The organism is Paenibacillus sp. FSL H8-0548, assembly GCF_038630985.1.
Taxonomy (GTDB): Bacteria; Bacillota; Bacilli; order Paenibacillales; family Paenibacillaceae; genus Pristimantibacillus.
This window is the reverse complement of record NZ_CP152049.1, coordinates 4,158,112-4,176,131: the sequence shown is the minus strand read 5'-3', so window position 1 is coordinate 4,176,131 and position 18,020 is coordinate 4,158,112. Positions and strand designations below refer to the sequence as shown.

Here is an 18,020-nt window from a genome sequence, read left to right as displayed (position 1 = left end):
CGAAGATTGGGAACAAGAATGAACTGCAGGAAAAGTTATGTATAAGCTATCCTGCACGTTTGCAGTAACTTCACTCATTCTTCTCTTCAACATGATTCTATATTGTATATATGCATTAGAATAGTTGAATTTCGGCTCTAGATGGTTAGATGAGGCTGCCTATGTTGTACGGGGTACAACATAGGCTAGGAGAATGCTGAGGAAACAGCTCCTATACTGCAAAAGTGCAGGATAGGATGGGATGGGATGGGAACAGGGGAAGTCAGTAATCTGCTAGTGCAGGATAGGATAGGGGATAGCATTGGGGTGTAAGTCAGTAACTAATATGTTGGTGTAGGATGTGTCGGAATAGAGAGCGACTCTTCAGAATGATCTACTCACGCAGCGACCAAAACGTAAATGTTTAGTTCAACTTATATAATAAAAAGAGCCAACTGGAAAAATCCAGTTGGCTCTTGCTGTATTTATTAAATAAGTGTAATTTCTTTGGCAGTATTGAGTTCAGGCATACTCGTCAACTGTACAAGAACATCCTTCGGAGTAGCTTTGTCAACACGCAATACCATGATTGCTGATCCGCCAACAAGCTGACGTCCTACTTGCATCGTAGCGATGTTAACATCGTTGTTGCCAAGCAGCGTTCCTACGCGTCCGATAATACCAGGCTTATCGTTGTGCGAGATTAGAATAAGATTGCCCTCTGGCGTAACGTCAACAGGGTACTTATCAATGTGTACAATACGAGGACCATAGCCCGTCAGCAAAGTACCGGAAACGACATGCTCTTCAGTCTTCGTGCGAAGGGAGACTGTAACGAGATTCGTGAAATCTTTCGAAGCATGTGATTTTTGAACCACAATATTTACGTCGCGAACCTTAGCAAGATGAAGCGAGTTCACGACATTAACTTGCTCTGAGCCTAAATGATGCGCAAGCACACCGCGAACGATATGACGAGTTAGCGGCTGGGTATCAACCTCTGCCAGCTCACCGGAGTAGCCAACTACGATTTCCGTAACAGCGCCTTCTGTGGCTTGAGCAATAAAGCTGCCTAGCTTCTCGCCAAGTGTAAAGTATGGCTGAAGAATTTTTTGCAGATTCTCAGGAATCGGCGGCATATTTACGGCATTAATAAATGGCTCGTTGCGAAGAATATGAAGCACTTGCTCTGAAACGTCAATCGCAACGTTCTCTTGTGCTTCTACAGTTGAAGCGCCAAGATGCGGTGTAACGATAACTTTCGGATGTGATAAGAAAGGATGATCCTCAGCAGGAGGCTCCACTTCAAATACGTCAAATGCGGCACCAGCTACGATACCTTCATTGATGGCATTGATTAACGCGATTTCGTCGATGATCCCACCACGCGCACAGTTAACGATACGCATGCCTGGCTTCATTACTTCAAATTGAGCTTTGCCGATCATATGACGAGTTTCTGGAGTCAGAGGCGTATGCACAGTCATGAAATCTGCATTGCGAACAATTTCATCTACACTAGCTAGCTTCACGCCAGCTTTCTCTGCTCTTTCCTCTGTCATGAACGGGTCATAACCCATAATATTCATACCGAAGGCTTTAGCGCGTTTTGCAACCTCGCTGCCGATACGGCCCATACCAAGTACGCCAAGTGTTTTGCCGCGAAGCTCAACTCCGAGGAAGGATTTACGATCCCATGTACCATTTACAGTTTTCATGTACGCTTGCGGGATGTGGCGTGCAACTGCCATCATCATGGCAAATGTGTGCTCACAAGTTGTAATCGTATTGCCATCGGGCGCATTAATTACGATAATACCACGCTGCGTAGCGGCTTCCAGGTCGATATTATCGACACCTACGCCAGCACGGCCAACGACTTTAAGCTGTTTACCAGCTTCCATAATCCTTGGTGTTACACGTGTTTGGCTGCGAACAAGCAATGCATCGTACTCACCAATAATAGCAACTAATTCGTCTTCGCTTAATCCAGGCTTTTTGTCGACTGCGACATCTGACGCATCAACAAGCTGCTGAATGCCCAAATCGCTAATTGGATCGGAAACTAACACTTTAAACATGTGAAGTATGCCTCCTAAAATGGGGCGAAGCATGATAGCTTCGCTTAATATGAACAGAAAAACCCTCGTCCGGTACCGATGTTCAGCAGCGGGACGAGAGTTTGATCATCGATCGTAGACTTTTCTATTTTAATGCAAGAAGATAGACAAAAGCAATCCTCAAACTTGCTGAATTGTGAAAATTTCGTTATGATTCAAGCATCATAGGCTTCAAAATCCGACAAGGGAGGTATTTATTCATGAATAACTGGCAGGAAATGACACCGGAAGCATTGCTTGAACATATAGAGAATGGCGAAATTGATGGAAATCAAGTGATCGATGTAAGAGAAGCTTTTGAATGGGATTTTTATCATATGGATGCTTCAATTTTAATCCCGATGAATACGATACCCACTCGTTTAGGTGAAATAGATGATTCTAAACCGATATACATCGTGTGCGCTCATGGCGTCAGAAGTGCAGCCGTATGCCAATACTTAGAAGAACAAGGCTATAGCAGCCTCCACAATGTTACTGGCGGAATGGCAGCTATAGCCTCGTTAAAAGGATTTCAATATGATTGATCATTATCTTCGGCAGTGAATCAATTTCATTCAGCTGAGAAGAACGGCAACTGCGGAAGTAGTGCCTGATGATATAGCCGAGACATGCTTAAACTAAAATCTCCTGCGCGTACTGCTTCAGTATTAATGAGCAGATCTACAACAGATGTCAAAGTATGCAGCTTCATATTAGATGCCTGACCCGATTGAATAAAATCATCAACGCGGCTTGTTAAATCTTGCGGATAATAAACGGTTAGCTTATTGCGAGCCATAAGCTGATCGGCCATTAGTTTATTTTTAACTGTAATTTGAAAGTTCTTCCATTGTGAGAGCTCTAATATAGCTGGCGACGTGTACTCGGATGGGATGTCGGTATCAACGGTTGCTGCCCATTTCAGCATAGCCGAGTAATAAGCTTGCTGAGCATTCAGTGCAAACTGCGAAGCAGAACGATACGTTTTTTCCTGCTCTACATTTTTCTTTAGCTCTGCGAAGGATAATGTTTTTGCACTTGTTGCAGCTTTCATTGCGGCTTCGTTGAATAGCTTGAGACTGCGTATGTAGCTTACCTGCGATTCACCAAGCAGTGGCGACCTTTGCATATCTACGGAGCTTGCTTCTTTCTCTTTATCTTCAGCTAGCTTTGCAAGATCCTTAAACATCGAAGTTGCTTCGTTGGTTTTTCCTTGCGATAATTTATTCATGGCCGAGAACCATTCGTTTTGAAATTCACGATAAGGTAGAAATACGGTATGATAGAAAGAGACCAAATCCTGTTGCTGGTAGGGACTTACGGAAGCGGCGGAGCTAGCTGAGGTTTCATCGGTTTTGTATTTTGCCTCTGTTTTATCCGAACCGATCTGTATTCCGTAAAAAAAAGCGCCTACAGTACAAATAAGCAAGAATATAAAGCCGATACTAAATAACATTGCTGATGTCGTTAATCTTTTTTCCATCTCTGTCTCTATCTCCTTTTATGCACTAAAATATAAGCTGGTGAATTGTTCTATCAGTATAGGTGAAAAGATAATAAAAGAAAATATGAACGTTTCAGACAGGCGGGAAGCTATGAAAAAGTTTGATATTCGAAATATTCGCATTCGCAAGGTATCCGTCGATGATCTGGATGACCGTATGCTGTTAATCAATTTGTACGCAACACAAGGCATTACTTTTATTATCGGTTTAATATGGGTTTTATTTCAGCATCAAAATGTAATCAAATTATTTACTCCGCCAAAAGAGCTCAGTTTCCTTTATTGGGGCGTTGGTTTGGCTGCTGCAGTCATCGTTGTCGACCTTCTTATTTCTCGTTTTGTGCCTGAGGAGGCTGGCGATGATGGAGGCGTGAATGATCGGATTTTTAGTACACGTCCCATTTGGCATATTGCGGTAATCTCACTCGTAGTTGCGATTTGCGAGGAGCTTTTATTCCGCGGGGCTCTGCAGCATGCCATTGGACCCTATTGGACGAGCATTATTTTTGCTACTATTCATGTAAGGTATCTAAAGCACTGGATACCTACAGGACTTGTTTTCTCCATTAGCTACGGATTAGGATGGATATACTTGCAATCAGGTTCGATTATTGCACCAATCATTGCACATTTCCTAATTGATTTTATAATGGGGTTGATTATACGATTCAGGAGGGAGTCATGAGCAGGAAAGAGAAATTTGGAAGTTCGAGGTCTTCAAGACAACATGAAAAGGCGGCATCTCCGTCTGACATCGGAACGAATTCCAATGAGGGAGCAGCTATGCCGCCTAGGCGGAAAAAACATCCTTCGAGCAATTATAAATTAACAAGATGGTACTATAATTTGTTATTCCTGTTGTTCGTCTGCTTAGTGGCTGGGTTGTTCTGGTACGGAAATAAATTTACAAATTAATTTCTATAGAGGCAGGATCTATAAATCCATACCCTTTGGATTCGAGTGTGGCAAGCAGTTCATCAAGGGCATCTGCCGTCCATTTCAGCTCATGCATTAAAATATTGGCACCGGGATGAAGCTGCTCCAGTACATTTCGAATGACTTCGTCGGGCTTATCCTTGGCAGATTTATCCCAATCTAAAGATCCATTGGACCACGTCATGTACAGCATGCCGTGGTTTTTTGCTGCCTCTTTCACTATGTCGCCGCCAGAACCGTAAGGAGGACGGAAAAACAATGGTTTTTTACCGATCAATTCTTCAATCTCATTCTGAACATCGCCGATCTGTTGTTCAACAACCTCATTTGGTTCGTTCTTGAGATTGATATGATCGAAGGAATGGTTGCCTACTGTCTGTCCTCGCGCATCAATGAGCTTTAGCAGCTCAGGGTTTTGTTTGACCCGATAACCATTTACGAAAAAAATGGCTTTAGCATGATGTTTATCCAATGTGTCCAGTATGCTGGTGAGCACAGCTTCATCCTTGGGACCATCATCGAAGGTGAGCAATACGACCTTATTTTGAACAGAAGCATCTATTGGCTCGAAGCGGTAGGATTTGTTCATCCTATAAAGAGGTTGAGTCAGTACCGCTTCCTCTAATACAGGTGTAGCTTCAGACAAAGTGTCCTCTACAGGAGCGTCTGTATGTATACCAGCAGTTGGAGCTGGAGAAATGCGCTGGTCGTATTCTGCTGCTGTACTTTCATTAGTGGGAAGATGATTTGTTTGCTGCTGTTCAGCCGTGCAAGCTGACAGTATGGCTCCTAAAAGTAAAAGAACTGCTAATTTTATATTTTGCTTCATTGTACGGAAACCTCCATAAGCTAAATTGGTTAGCCTGCAAATCGAACCTATTGTAACATATTTAACTATGCGGCTGCTTAAGAAGGGTTTCCTTATTTTATATAGGATGAGGGGCAAGTCATAAGGTCAAACTAACTCATGCATACGATGATGACCAAAGAGGAAAAGAGGTGACCTTCATAATGAAGTTAAGCGGGTTTTTAGTTGGAGGAATAATTGGCGCAGCTGCTACGATGTATGTCTCGAGAAAGCGGCCTGGAGCTGTGTCTTGGGCTGCAAGCGCGCTATCTGATGTCAGCAAGTCTGTAGCACGCAAATCCGTTTCGAAAATGATGGGCAAATCAATAGTGAATGAGGCTTCCAATGCCGCCCCAAAGCATTCAGACGATACTGCCGTAAAATCAGAAGCCGCTTGGGGGCAAATTGAAGCAATAGTAAATAGTGATCCTGAAGTAAAGCGGGAAGCGGATAAGATCAAAGCGGAATCGTCAGTACTTGCGCATTAAATAGGATAAGAGGTTTAATGAATCGCTTGGCCGCTGAGCAGAAATGCTATGCGGCCAAGCGATTCTTTTTTTCGTTCAATATTAGTGCATTCGATGAAAAGAAATGATAAAGTAGTTACATAGTATGATTTGATTAAAAATGATCACATCTTTCTAATTTATTCATACGCTATTACAACAGATGCTGCAGAGGAGGATCCTGTCATGAAAATCGAACGACTGAGCCAGGATAAGATACGGATTTTCCTGACGTTCGACGACCTGCTGGAACGGGGGATCCAGAAGGACGACATGTGGCGCGAAATTCCAAAAGTACACGAACTATTCAGTGAAATGATGGATCAAGCATATAGTGAACTTGGATTCGACGCCAGCGGCCCATTAGCGGTCGAAGTGTTTGCCCTCCCCGCTCAAGGTATGGTAGTGATTGTCACCCGTGGCAAAATGAACAGTCATGTAGGAGAACGTGCAGCCGAAGATGACGACACGGAAGACGAAATATACGAAATGGAAGTAACGCTTGAACATAGCGATGTCGTGATGTACTCCTTCCGCGAATTTGAGGATGTTATCTCAGTATGTAAGCAATTACAAGCCGCCACGCTGACTGAAGATGGACGACTATACTTTTATAATGGCAAATATATATTGGCGTTGGAACCTGCCCTTATTGAGGCTTCGAGGCATAACGCTGTTATTGCTTTACTTGCTGAGTATGGAGAAGCGACTTCAGTTACGTACGCAATGCTTGAAGAGTATGGAAAGGTGATTATGCCTGAATCCGCTGTTCAGGAAATATGTAATCATTTTAAATTTTAAAGCAATCGAGCATGCCAAGAGCATCATGCAGACTTTGTGTTGTCTGCATGATGCTCTTATTGCATGTATGAGTAATATAAATTGGAATACAGTAAGGGAAAGGCGTTCATATTAGATGTAGACAAAGGCGGTGGATGACATGAGTGAAAAAGAAGCAAATGATGTGTTGCATTCTACTCAAATCGTAATCGAGCAAGCGCTGCGAAGACTTGGCTATGATCAGGATATGGTTGACCTATTGAAGGAGCCGCTTCGGCTGCTAACCGTACGTATTCCAGTTCGAATGGATGATGGGAAGACAAAAGTATTTACAGGCTACAGGGCACAGCATAATGACGCTGTAGGCCCGACAAAGGGTGGAGTGCGTTTTCACCCGGCCGTGTCGGAAAATGAAGTTAAAGCATTATCAATCTGGATGAGCTTGAAATGCGGAATTGCGGATTTACCCTATGGAGGAGGCAAAGGCGGCGTGATTTGCGATCCAAGGACGATGTCTTTCCGTGAGCTGGAGAGACTGAGTCGCGGTTATGTTCGTGCTGTCAGCCAAATTGTAGGTCCAACCAAAGACATACCTGCGCCGGATGTCATGACGAATTCTCAGATTATGGCTTGGATGATGGACGAGTACAGCCGGATTCGTGAATTTGATTCTCCAGGCTTCATTACAGGCAAACCGCTTGTTCTTGGCGGTTCTAAGGGGAGAGAGACAGCTACAGCACGCGGCGTCGTTATTATGATTGAGCAAGCGCTGCAAATGAAAGGAATTGAAATTAAGGGTGCGCGAATCGTCATTCAAGGCTTCGGAAATGCGGGAAGCTACCTTGCCAAATTTATGCATGAGGCAGGTGCGAAAGTAATAGGTATTTCCGATGTGGGCGGAGCGTTGTATAATAAAGAGGGACTCGATATTGAATATTTGCTCGATCGACGAGATTCCTTTGGCAATGTAACGAATTTGTTCTCACAAACCATTACGAATTCAGAGCTGCTTGAGCTGGAATGCGATGTTCTCGTTCCAGCTGCAATTGAGAACCAAATAACAGATCAAAACGCAGGCCGTGTACAAGCATCCATTGTAGTCGAGGCTGCGAATGGTCCAACTACGCTGGAGGCTACTCAAATTCTGTCCGATCGCGGCGTGCTTATCATTCCAGATGTGCTCGCAAGCGCTGGTGGCGTAATTGTATCCTATTTCGAGTGGGTGCAGAATAATCAAGGCTATTACTGGGAGGAGCAAGAGGTGGATGATAAGCTGAAGCTTATGATGATCCGAGGCTTTAACCATGTATACGAAATACATCGCACCCGCAAGGTCGATATGCGGCTTGCCGCTTATATGGCTGGTGTTCGCAAAATGGCGGAGGCCGCTCGTTTTCGAGGCTGGGTGTAAGAAAGTAGGGACCAAATGCTGTTGCTTTCCGTTTTGACTGCTGCTATTGCGCCAGGCGTTTCGCTGCTTACTTATTTGTATTTAAGGGATCGCTACGAAGCAGAGCCGATTCATATGGTCGCTAGAATGTTTGTGCTGGGTATGCTCGTCGTTGTGCCGATCATGGTTATTCAGCGCGGCTTGCAGCTTTGGCTTGGCGATCATGCAGTTTGGTTTGCTTTTGGGGAGTCCGCAGGCGTTGAAGAATTTGTGAAATGGTTTGTTCTGTATCACGTCATTTACAACCATACTGAATTTGATGAGCCATATGACGGCATCGTATATGCATCGTCAATTTCGCTTGGCTTTGCAACATTGGAAAATGTGCTATACGCTTTTTACTCGCCGGCAACGTTTGGGACGCTGCTTGTAAGGGCGCTGCTTCCTGTATCTGGTCATGCTTTATTTGGGATAATGATGGGCTATTACTTAGGGAAAGCAAAATTTGCTCCAAAGAACAAAAGCGCTTATTTTTTGGGCATATCCTTGCTGCTTCCTATTTTGCTGCACGGCACCTACGACTGGATCATGATTACGGTTCGCACGAACTGGATGTGGGTTATTATTCCGTTTATGATCGGGCTCTGGATATGGGGCCTTCGCAAAATGGCACATGCAACCTCCCGTTCACCCTTCCGTTTTCTTGTCCGAGAGGACGAGGTTAAATTGTAACTGTTCCGTCTATACTTACATTATATTGAAATGCCTGAAATTACGGCGTTCGAATAATGGCGGAGGAGGAGCATATGGAGGCTGCTGCTGCAAGGGTTAAAGTAACGATCCGGTGCAATATGTGCGGAGAAAAGTTCGTGCTGCGAGGACGAAGAGAAAAGAACTCGATAGATACCGGCTTTAAGCAATGTATTTGCAACAATGTAAATGATCTGGAAATTGAAGAGCATAATGTTTTTTGATGAAAAAAGAATTAAGCTAGCACAATTAAATAGATGGATGCATAAAGCTCCCTTTAGCAAACCAAACTAAAACCAGGTTTTGCAAAAGAAAGGAGCTTTTGTATTATGTACCGTCGACTCAGTTCAATTTTCTTCCCCATTATGACCGTGCTGCTTATTGGAGCCGTTTACTGGGGTTATCAAGAACATCAAGAAAAAAACTCGATATTGATTAAAGCAGAAAATCAGTATCAACGGGCATTTCACGACTTAACCTATCATGTAGAGCAGCTGCATCAGCAGCTAGGCAATACGCTTGCCGTGAACTCGACGTCGCAAGCCTATCATCGGAAGGGACTAGTCAACGTATGGCGTTTAACGAGCGAAGCGCAGAACGAGATTAACCAACTGCCGCTAACGCTGCTTCCTTTCAATGATGCTGGAGAGTTCTTGTCGCGAATTGCCAATTTCGCTTACAAAACCTCAGTTCGCGATCTCAGCAAGCAGCCGCTTACACCTGATGAGTTTAAGACAATGAAGACCCTTTACGCAAATTCAGAACAAATATCAAAAGATTTGGCTGCCATGCAGGAGAAAGTGTTGTCTAACCGCCTGCGCTGGATGGATGTGGAGATTGCACTTGCCTCAGCCAAGTCGGACAATCCGAATATTATTATTGATGGCTTTAAAACCGTTGATAAGAAGGTAAGCCAGTATCCTGAGATTAATTGGGGACCATCTGTAAGCAGCATGTACCAGAAACGCACAGTGAAAATGCTTGGCGGGAAAATGGTAACCGAAGACGAAATCAAGAAGCATGCGGCTAAATTTTTAGATGCAGCAAATGCTGAAATTCGTGTAGTTGAGAACGCGAAGGGCACGGAATATGCAACATATTCAGCAACGGTTATTGATGGGAAGAAAAACAAGCTGCAAATGGATTTTACAAAGCAGGGCGGACAGCTAATTTCGTTCATGAATCCACGTGATATTGGTGAGAAAACCGTCGATCTAGAGAAAGCCAAAGCTTCAGCGGACAAGTTTTTGGACAAGCATGGTTTTAATGAAATGAAGGCGGTTAGCTATGATATGCACGGGAATACGGGTTCTCTCACTTATGTAGGCTTGCAAAGCGGTGTACTCATCTACCCTGACAAGCTGACAGTTAAGGTTGCATTGGATAAAGGCGAGACGGTCGGCTTGCAAGCGAATGATTATATCTTTGAGCACCACAAGCGCGAGCTGCCGAATCCAATTGTCACACAGGCCGATGCGCGCAAGGCACTTAATCCCGAAATGAAGGTTCAGTCAGAGCAATTAGCGCTGATTAATAATGATTTGGGAGAAGAAGTGCTGTGTTATGAATTTACGGGTAAAATTAATGGCTCCCTATACCGCGTGTATATAAATTCAGAGTCGGGACTAGAAGAATCAATTGAGGAAATGTCTCCTAGTGATTCCAAGGCAGCTTCTGACAAATAACGATATGGCTCCCCTTAATTTGACGTGTTATAATGCATGTAAATGGGGGGAGCCAATTTGTTGCCTAAAGTAAATCAAATGTTGCATTTTCAAATCGCCTCTTCAGATGAGGTGGAAGCATTAATAGATTACAAGTCCCGGATTGCGGATGAGCAGGACGACGGCTTGCTAATAGAGTTTCCGATCAGTGAGAAAACAGGACGCATTAAACGTTTGTTTCTTGGAGATGAGCTGTCTGTTTTTTTTGTGTCAGAGGATGGGATTAAAAATTATTTTGATTCTCATGTGCTCGGCTTCAAGGAAGATGGGGTCAAATTAATTAAAATCCGAAAGCCGGATCCGGATCGCATTACGAAGATTCAACGCCGCAGTTTTTTGCGTGTCCCTTCTGAATTGGAAATTGCAGTGAAAATGCCAAATCAGGTGAGATTTGTATGTACGACCGATGATGTTGGCGGAGGCGGAATTTCTTTTATTGCTGATGGCAAATGGCCTCTCGTACCTGAAATGCTGCTGGAATGCTGGATGCTTGTTCCCTTTAAGAACGGAACGATCGATCATACCTATTTTCAAGCGGAAATCGTTCGAATTGTGGAGCTTGAGACTGGCAGGAAGCAAGCGATGATCAAATATGCAACTATAAATGACTCTGAACGTCAAAAGATAATACGCTATTGTTTTGAGAAACAGCTGGAATATCGGAATCGATGAATAATATTTATGGCAATTGGAAAACTACCCAAAAAAGATGAAAGGGAGTTTCCATTTGTCATTAAACAAATATAATAACCGCAAGCGTTTAATTAAATGGACTGATGAAATAAGCTCTATTATTAAGAAAATTATTATTACATTAGTTATTTTATTAGTCTGCTCACAGGCAGCATTACAAAATAATTCAGTTAGGTTATGGCTTACAGGCGTAGATCAGTGGGAAGGCACCCGCTTGAACTGACGCCGTGCTTTTGCATCTGTGTGTATAGTGTGATATAATTTTTACGTTCGCAGGCAAAGCCTGCTTTTTTCTTGAGAGGTTTGCTTCGCATTCTTTCATGCATACAGCCAGCCGTCTCTACTAAAAGGGGGTTGACCTGTAGTGGTGCATCACGAGGGTGACAGTGACCGGATGAATATTGCGATTGACGGGCCAGCAGGCGCCGGCAAGAGCACGGTTGCACGGAAGGTCGCCGAACAGCTAGGTTATGTGTATATTGATACCGGTGCTATGTATCGAGCGGTTACTTTATGTGCTCAACGTGCCAATGTTGCTACGAATCAAAATACCAAACTAGCTGATCTAGTAAAATCTTTAGAGATTGAGCTTGAGCCTGGCGAGACAGGTCAATCCGTGTTCGTAAATGGTGAAAATGTTACCGCATTAATTCGCACGCGCGAGGTGACTCTTCAAGTGTCGCATGTTGCCGCGAATGAAACGGTTCGTGAAGTTCTTGGAATCATGCAGCGCAGGCTTGCAAAGCGCAAGGGTGTCGTTATGGATGGCCGGGATATTGGTTCTCACGTGCTGCCGGATGCGGAATTGAAGGTTTTTCTAACTGCATCGGTTAAGGAACGTGCACTTCGCCGTTATCGTGAAATAGCGGACAGCCAAAACATTACACTTGAACAGCTGGAAACAGAAATTGCAGATCGTGATCGTTTGGACGAGCAACGAGACATTTCGCCCTTAGTATGCGCTTCTGATGCTATTGTACTCGACAGCACCGCCATGACAATTGACGAAGTAATTAATGCAATTGTGAAATTAAGCCGAACCAAAATGGCGGAGGCGAAGTAAACTATGTTATATCTTATTTTTAGATTTCTCCTGCGTGTCCTATACACGCTGTTATTTCGATTGGAGGCAAGAGGCACGGAAAACATTCCAGCCGACGGCCCTGTCGTACTCGCCTCAAACCATCTAAGCAACTTTGACCCGCCTACGGTCGGTGTAAAAGTAAAGCGCAAGGTGCATTTTATGGCGAAGGAGGAATTGTTTAAGGTTCCTGTATTCGGTCCTCTCATTCGCGCGTTTGGTGCATTTCCCGTTAAACGAGGCGGCGTGAGCAAGGATGCTATCAAATCTGCAATTACGATGCTTAAAGAAGGCAACGTACTTGGCATTTTCCCAGAGGGCTCACGTCATAATCAATCTGGAGCAGCCAAGAAGGGTGCTGCGATGATCGCTGTTAGAAGCGGTGCTGCAGTAGTACCTGTTGCAATTGTTGGCAAGTATAGACCATTCAGCAAAATTGTTGTTTGTTATGGCAAGCCTATTGATCTTACTGCAATTATTGAGGAATCATCACCAGATATGCTTGAGAAAGTAACAGATGCAATTATGGTTCGTATTCGCGAGCTTGCTGCAAACAATCGTTGATTAATGTTTTAAATGCTGCTTTCGCTCTAGGCGCTAGCGGATTTAAATAAAGTTGGGGTATGAACTGAGGAGGTTATTTCAATGTCAGAAGAAACTAATGTGCAACAATCCGCGGCGGAAGAAGTAAGCCAAGATGCTTTGGATAATTTCGTGTCTTTGAAAAAAGGCGATTCCGTTAAAGGTACGATCGTCAAAATCGAAGATAACCAAGCTTATGTAAGCCTTGGATATAAATATGACGGTGTCATTCCGATTCGTGAGCTTTCTGCAGTACAAATCGAGAACGCTGGCGAAGCAGTGCAAGTCGGTCAAGAAGTTGAGCTTAAAGTTGTAAGCATCGACGATGAGAAAGAAAAGCTTGTTCTTTCGAAACGTCAAGTTGACGGCGAGAAAGCTTGGGATGTTCTTCAAGAGCGTTTTGACAATGGTGAAGTATTTGAAGTTGCTGTTGCAGACGTTGTTAAAGGCGGACTTGTTGCGGATGTAGGTATCCGTGGATTCATTCCAGCATCTATGGTAGAGCGCCACTTTGTTGAAGATTTCAGTGATTACAAAGGCCGTACGCTTCGCGTAAAGGTTAAAGAAATCGACCGTGAAAACAACAAAGTTATCTTGTCTCAAAAAGAAGTGCTTGACGCTGAATTCGAGCAAAGCAAGAAGCAAGTAATCTCTGCGCTTGAAGTCGGTCAAGAGCTTGAAGGAACAGTACAACGTCTTACGCCATTCGGCGCTTTCGTTGATATCGGCGGAATTGACGGCCTAGTACACGTTTCTGAGCTTTCTTGGCAGCATGTTGCACATCCGAAGGATGTTGTATCTGAAGGCCAAGCGGTTCGTGTGAAAGTACTTAAAGTTGATCCAGCTGCTGGTAAAATCAGCCTTAGCTTGAAAGCTGCACAACCAGGTCCTTGGGATTCTGCAGGCAGCCAATTTGCAATTGGTGATATCGTAACAGGTACTGTTCGCCGTCTTGTTCCATTTGGAGCATTCGTTGAAATCGCACCTGGCGTTGAGGGACTTGTTCACATTTCCCAAATCGCTCACCGTCATATTGCAACGCCTAACGAGGTTCTTCAAGAAGGCCAAGAAGTACAAGCGAAAGTTCTTGACTTCAACCCAGCTGAAAAACGCGTTAGCCTAAGCATTAAAGAAACAGAAGAAGCGCCAGAGCAAGCCGCTCCTAGCGCTAGACCTGATCGTGGTCCACGTTCGCCGAAAATCGAGAAAATCGATAATCCGAACGTAAGCTTGAGCAATGAGAGCATGAGCTACTCACTTGCAGAGCGTTTCGGCGACAAGCTTAAAAACCTTAAATAAACCAGTCTTTATACAAAAGGAGCTATTTCTGCGAATTATCGCAGGAATAGCTCCTTTTTTTTGGTGCATAATAGGGGGTACAAGAGGTGAAATCATGTGAATGCTGGCTATATGTCATTTTGGATTATGTCAATTTTGTTTATATTGATCGCGACGGGCTGGAAGCCCTATATTGCTCCTGATCTTAGCTCTTGGTTTTTGAAGGTGTTAATTGGAATTGGAATGCTTGCGTTGCTTAATATACCGCTTTGGTGGTCGCCTTCTACTGGTCATGTTCAAGTCATGCTTCATGCAACGATTGGCTTGCTGCTTCTGGTCAGCATCCCTGCATTCAAGGCTACTAAGGACTTTGCCTACATAGGGTATCTGATGCTTTGTACTTTAATGATTGCAGCTATCTGGGGCTTTACAAGGAAAATTTACAGCTATGATCCTGTTTTTTATTTAATGGATCCAAGCTGGGATGCCCCTTTGCTTGCGGGTATGTTTTGTGGAGCGTTTACTGCCCAGTTTAAGCAGCAGTGCGGTCTGCTCATTTGGGGAGCGGTTCTTGGGGAGGCATTTAATTCAGCGCTGCAAGCAGGCGGCTATCTGGCGCACATCGGATCGTTAGCTTGGTGGGACAGCTTCTGGATAGCAATCGCAGCAGCGCGAATATTCAGTTTGCTGTTTAAGACGATAAGGCTAAGCATATCTAAGCTAAACCATATGCTTCTTCACATAAGAGGGGGACGATCTTCATAATGCACGAATTTCTCATCCAAAATAAACTTTTGGCAGGCGTGCTTCTCGGTATCGTCTTTGGTATTATTTCGCGTTTGCTAATGCTAAGAACCGATTATCGACAGTATCCGACATATCCGCACGGTCGTATCATTCATATCGCTTTAGGAGTCATTGCAGCTGCGCTTGGCTCCGTTTTCGTACCTGCTTTATATAACAAAGACTATACAGCGATTACGTTTTTAACTTTGGCTGCTCAGCAATTTAGAGATGTTCGGAAGATGGAGAGGGAGACGTTGACCAAAATTGACAGCATGGAGCTGGTTGGACGCGGCTCGACCTATATTGAAGGCATTGCTATGGTTTTTGAGGGAAGAAACTATTTGGTTATTATGAGCGCTTTGTTAACGAGCATGTTTGGCATATTAGTGAATATATGGGTGGGGATATTAGCTGGAATAATATCTCTTGTTATTGTGGAGAAGCTTAAATCAGGCAAAGCTATATCACATATTGCTGCAGTGCAGGCTGCCGAGGTGCGAGTTGATGGACCTGATCTGTTCGTTGATAACGTTTATATTATGAATGTGGGCTTGAAGGCCAATCAAGAAATCATCGCGGAACGCGGCATGGGCTTTATATTAACGCCTTATAATGCGAATGGAAAGGTCACGTTAAGCAATCTTGGGCAGAGGCAAGCGATTTTGTATGATGTGGCGACCATTCTTGGAGTATATCGCGATGACGGGGAACCAGCATTAATCCCAATGGCTAAGCTTGATATGAAGGATGGACGGCTTGCTGTATTTATTTTGCCGCAGGAGCTTGATTCAAGCAAAGGGAAGGAAGTTATTTTGCGAGTGCCGATATTAGAGTCTGCAGTTCGGATGCCTACTGAAGCATCGGTTAACAAGGAAGGGGCAGGCGAGCATGGCTGAAATTGTTGCGGTTGTGTCTATAAAGCCTGATTCCGTACGGGGCGGCGCTCCTATTTTTATTGCGGAAAATGAAGCTATGCTTGAGCAAACCTCGTTTCTTCTCGAGAAGATATTAGATGCAAGCGCACATGATTTGAAGAACGGTACAATCATACTGGTTAACCATCAATAATATGAAAAGTTAGCCAAGAACGCACTTTTTTGCTATGATGGATAACGTGAGTATTTTTGAAGGAGTGGAAAAAAAACTATGGCAAGACCCGTTATCGCTATCGTTGGCCGTCCGAATGTGGGTAAATCCACGATTTTTAATCGGGTAATCGGCGACCGTCTAGCAATTGTTGAGGATAAACCGGGAGTCACACGTGACAGATTGTACGGCACCGGAGAGTGGAATGGCAAAGCGTTCAGTATTATTGATACTGGCGGTATTGAAATTGATGGCGAAGATGAAATTATGAAATCTGTACGTATGCAGGCAGAGCTCGCAATTGAAGAAGCAGATGTAATTATCTTTATGGCCGATGCAAAATCAGGCTTGACGCATGCGGATGATGAAGTAGCTCAAATGCTTTTTCGTTCGGGCAAGCCCGTTGTACTGGCAGTAAATAAAGTAGATAATCAAGGACGTATGGATGAGGTTTACGAGTTTTATGGCCTAGGCTTTGGAGAGCCGCTCGCTATTTCTGGTTCCCATGGTCTCGGGATAGGTGATCTGCTTGATGCTACAGTTGCACTATTGCCTGAGCTAATTGACGATGAGTATGACGAGGATGTTATTCGAGTAGCGTTAATCGGACGTCCTAACGTTGGGAAATCCTCCTTGGTCAATGCGCTGCTCGGTGAAGATCGTGTAATCGTCAGCAATGTGGCGGGTACGACGCGTGATGCTATTGATACACCGTTTGAGCGTGATGGACAACGGTATGTGCTTATCGATACTGCTGGTATGCGTAAACGCGGCAAGGTGTATGAGTCTACGGAGAAATATAGCGTAATGCGTGCAATGAAAGCAATCGAGCGTGCTGACGTTGTTCTTGTGCTGATCAATGGCGAAGAAGGCATTATTGAGCAGGACAAGCATATTGCTGGTTATGCTCATGAAGCGGGCAAAGCATCGATCTTCGTTGTAAACAAGTGGGATGTCGTCGATAAAGACGAGAAAACGATGCAAAACTTCTCGCAAAATATTCGTGATCACTTCTTGTTTATGTCCTATGCACCAATCGTTTATCTATCTGCACTGACGAAACAGCGCTTACAAAAGCTGCTTCCTGTCGTTAAGCATGTATCTGATCAGCACTCGATGCGTATTCAAACACATTTGCTTAATGATGTGGTATCAGATGCTGTAGCTATTAATCCGCCGCCGTCAGATAAAGGGAAACGTCTGCGCATCAACTACGTTACGCAGGTGGCTATCAAGCCGCCAACGATCGTTGTTTTCGTTAATGATCCGGAAATTATGCATTTCTCGTATGAACGCTATTTGGAAAATAAAATTCGTGCAGCATTTAATTTTGAAGGGACGCCAATACGAATATTCTCACGTCGTAAGTCCGAAGAAGATTAGGGGAGAAGTAGCTTGTTATATGGAGTAATCGCGATTGCTTTAAGCTATTTATTAGGTTCAGTTTCATTTAGTATAGTTATTGCCAAATGGGTAAAGGGTATTGATATCCGTCAGCATGGCAGTGGCAATGCAGGGGCTACGAATACACTCAGAGTGCTCGGCAAAGGGCCGGGCTTACTGGTGTTTCTGCTTGACATTGCCAAGGGGGTTGCGGCGGTGTGGATAGGACATGCTCTTGGTGAAAACGATTGGATTCCAGTTATATGCGGTCTTGCCGCTATTATCGGTCATAACTGGCCTATTTGGTTTCGATTCAAGGGTGGAAAAGGAATTGCTACGACTGTAGGTGTCATTGCGACACTTGCCTTTATTCCCGCCCTTCTTGCAGGAGCTGTTGCTATTGCGACGATCGCTTTAACCAGATACGTTTCTTTGGGCTCATTATTGTTTGCTGCTTTAACGCCATTATTCATTTGTATCTTTTATTTTTCTGTACCTTTACTTTGTGCAAGTCTTCTGATCTGTATATTTGCTTTTGTACGCCATCGGTCGAATATCGTAAAGCTGCTCCAAGGCACAGAAAACAAGCTGGGTGCAAAGAAAGGATAGTGAC

General features: G+C 44.0%; 21 protein-coding genes. 18 read left to right on the top strand and 3 right to left on the bottom strand.

Annotated features, from left to right (window positions below; genetic code table 11):
- Positions 1 to 467: 467 nt before the first annotated feature.
- Positions 468 to 2,060, bottom strand: coding sequence for a phosphoglycerate dehydrogenase (gene serA, locus MHI37_RS17925; RefSeq protein WP_076336413.1), 1,593 nt, complete (start codon positions 2,058 to 2,060; stop codon positions 468 to 470).
- Between the two features lie 239 nt (positions 2,061 to 2,299).
- On the opposite strand from serA, the gene MHI37_RS17920 reads away from it, so the two are divergent.
- A complete protein-coding gene (locus MHI37_RS17920; RefSeq protein WP_076336412.1) occupies positions 2,300 to 2,626 on the top strand; it encodes a rhodanese-like domain-containing protein in 327 nt (108 codons plus the stop codon).
- 26 nt (positions 2,627 to 2,652) lie between these two features.
- On the opposite strand, the gene MHI37_RS17915 is transcribed toward MHI37_RS17920, so the two are convergent.
- Entirely contained in the window at positions 2,653 to 3,564 is a 912-nt protein-coding gene (locus tag MHI37_RS17915) for a hypothetical protein (RefSeq protein WP_076336411.1), read from the bottom strand.
- A gap of 112 nt (positions 3,565 to 3,676) precedes the next feature.
- Between MHI37_RS17915 and MHI37_RS17910 the strand changes: the two genes are divergently transcribed.
- Positions 3,677 to 4,270 carry a CPBP family intramembrane glutamic endopeptidase gene (locus tag MHI37_RS17910; RefSeq protein WP_076336410.1) on the top strand — a complete coding sequence of 198 codons (594 nt, stop codon included), beginning with the start codon at positions 3,677 to 3,679 and terminating at the stop codon, positions 4,268 to 4,270.
- 219 nt (positions 4,271 to 4,489) lie between these two features.
- On the opposite strand, the gene MHI37_RS17905 is transcribed toward MHI37_RS17910, so the two are convergent.
- Complete coding sequence (locus MHI37_RS17905) at positions 4,490 to 5,350, bottom strand: polysaccharide deacetylase family protein (RefSeq protein ID WP_076336408.1); 861 nt, start codon at positions 5,348 to 5,350, stop codon at positions 4,490 to 4,492.
- Positions 5,351 to 5,532: 182 nt separating this feature from the next.
- Here MHI37_RS17905 and MHI37_RS17900 point away from each other — a divergent pair, with 182 nt between their 5' ends.
- The 16 genes from MHI37_RS17900 (at position 5,533) to plsY (ending at position 18,016) form a co-directional block, all read left to right on the top strand.
- On the top strand, positions 5,533 to 5,856 hold the full coding sequence (locus MHI37_RS17900; protein ID WP_076336407.1) for a hypothetical protein: 324 nt from the start codon (positions 5,533 to 5,535) through the stop codon (positions 5,854 to 5,856).
- Positions 5,857 to 6,060: 204 nt separating this feature from the next.
- The gene (locus tag MHI37_RS17895) at positions 6,061 to 6,675 is read left to right on the top strand and encodes a genetic competence negative regulator (RefSeq protein ID WP_076336406.1); all 615 of its coding nucleotides are present in this window, start codon (positions 6,061 to 6,063) and stop codon (positions 6,673 to 6,675) included.
- Between the two features lie 139 nt (positions 6,676 to 6,814).
- The gene (locus MHI37_RS17890) at positions 6,815 to 8,065 is read left to right on the top strand and encodes a Glu/Leu/Phe/Val dehydrogenase (protein WP_076336405.1); all 1,251 of its coding nucleotides are present in this window, start codon (positions 6,815 to 6,817) and stop codon (positions 8,063 to 8,065) included.
- 15 nt (positions 8,066 to 8,080) lie between these two features.
- A complete protein-coding gene (prsW, locus tag MHI37_RS17885) occupies positions 8,081 to 8,776 on the top strand; it encodes a glutamic-type intramembrane protease PrsW (RefSeq protein WP_076336404.1) in 696 nt (231 codons plus the stop codon).
- A 56-nt stretch (positions 8,777 to 8,832) separates the two neighbouring features.
- Entirely contained in the window at positions 8,833 to 9,018 is a 186-nt protein-coding gene (locus MHI37_RS17880; RefSeq protein ID WP_144023652.1) for a hypothetical protein, read from the top strand.
- A gap of 105 nt (positions 9,019 to 9,123) precedes the next feature.
- Positions 9,124 to 10,479, top strand: a complete 1,356-nt coding sequence (gene ypeB, locus MHI37_RS17875) for a germination protein YpeB (protein ID WP_076336403.1) — start codon at positions 9,124 to 9,126, stop codon at positions 10,477 to 10,479.
- 57 nt (positions 10,480 to 10,536) lie between these two features.
- On the top strand, positions 10,537 to 11,190 hold the full coding sequence (locus tag MHI37_RS17870; protein ID WP_076336402.1) for a flagellar brake domain-containing protein: 654 nt from the start codon (positions 10,537 to 10,539) through the stop codon (positions 11,188 to 11,190).
- 55 nt (positions 11,191 to 11,245) lie between these two features.
- Complete coding sequence (locus tag MHI37_RS17865) at positions 11,246 to 11,434, top strand: hypothetical protein (RefSeq protein ID WP_076336401.1); 189 nt, start codon at positions 11,246 to 11,248, stop codon at positions 11,432 to 11,434.
- A 171-nt stretch (positions 11,435 to 11,605) separates the two neighbouring features.
- Complete coding sequence (gene cmk, locus MHI37_RS17860) at positions 11,606 to 12,274, top strand: (d)CMP kinase (protein WP_076336532.1); 669 nt, start codon at positions 11,606 to 11,608, stop codon at positions 12,272 to 12,274.
- Between the two features lie 3 nt (positions 12,275 to 12,277).
- Positions 12,278 to 12,856 (top strand): lysophospholipid acyltransferase family protein, encoded by a 579-nt coding sequence (locus MHI37_RS17855; protein WP_076336400.1) that lies wholly within the window; start codon positions 12,278 to 12,280, stop codon positions 12,854 to 12,856.
- An 81-nt stretch (positions 12,857 to 12,937) separates the two neighbouring features.
- Entirely contained in the window at positions 12,938 to 14,173 is a 1,236-nt protein-coding gene (rpsA, locus tag MHI37_RS17850) for a 30S ribosomal protein S1 (protein ID WP_076336399.1), read from the top strand.
- A 96-nt stretch (positions 14,174 to 14,269) separates the two neighbouring features.
- Complete coding sequence (locus tag MHI37_RS17845) at positions 14,270 to 14,917, top strand: hypothetical protein (RefSeq protein ID WP_076336398.1); 648 nt, start codon at positions 14,270 to 14,272, stop codon at positions 14,915 to 14,917.
- Positions 14,917 to 15,834 (top strand): YIEGIA family protein, encoded by a 918-nt coding sequence (locus MHI37_RS17840; protein ID WP_076336397.1) that lies wholly within the window; start codon positions 14,917 to 14,919, stop codon positions 15,832 to 15,834. Before MHI37_RS17845 ends, MHI37_RS17840 begins: the two co-directional genes overlap by 1 nt.
- Positions 15,827 to 16,006: a hypothetical protein gene (locus tag MHI37_RS17835; RefSeq protein ID WP_076336396.1), complete on the top strand. Its 180-nt coding sequence runs from the start codon at positions 15,827 to 15,829 to the stop codon at positions 16,004 to 16,006. Before MHI37_RS17840 ends, MHI37_RS17835 begins: the two co-directional genes overlap by 8 nt.
- 78 nt (positions 16,007 to 16,084) lie before the next feature.
- Positions 16,085 to 17,407 carry a ribosome biogenesis GTPase Der gene (gene der, locus MHI37_RS17830; protein ID WP_076336395.1) on the top strand — a complete coding sequence of 441 codons (1,323 nt, stop codon included), beginning with the start codon at positions 16,085 to 16,087 and terminating at the stop codon, positions 17,405 to 17,407.
- 12 nt (positions 17,408 to 17,419) lie between these two features.
- A complete protein-coding gene (gene plsY / locus MHI37_RS17825; RefSeq protein WP_076336394.1) occupies positions 17,420 to 18,016 on the top strand; it encodes a glycerol-3-phosphate 1-O-acyltransferase PlsY in 597 nt (198 codons plus the stop codon).
- The last annotated feature ends 4 nt before the right edge of the window (positions 18,017 to 18,020 follow it).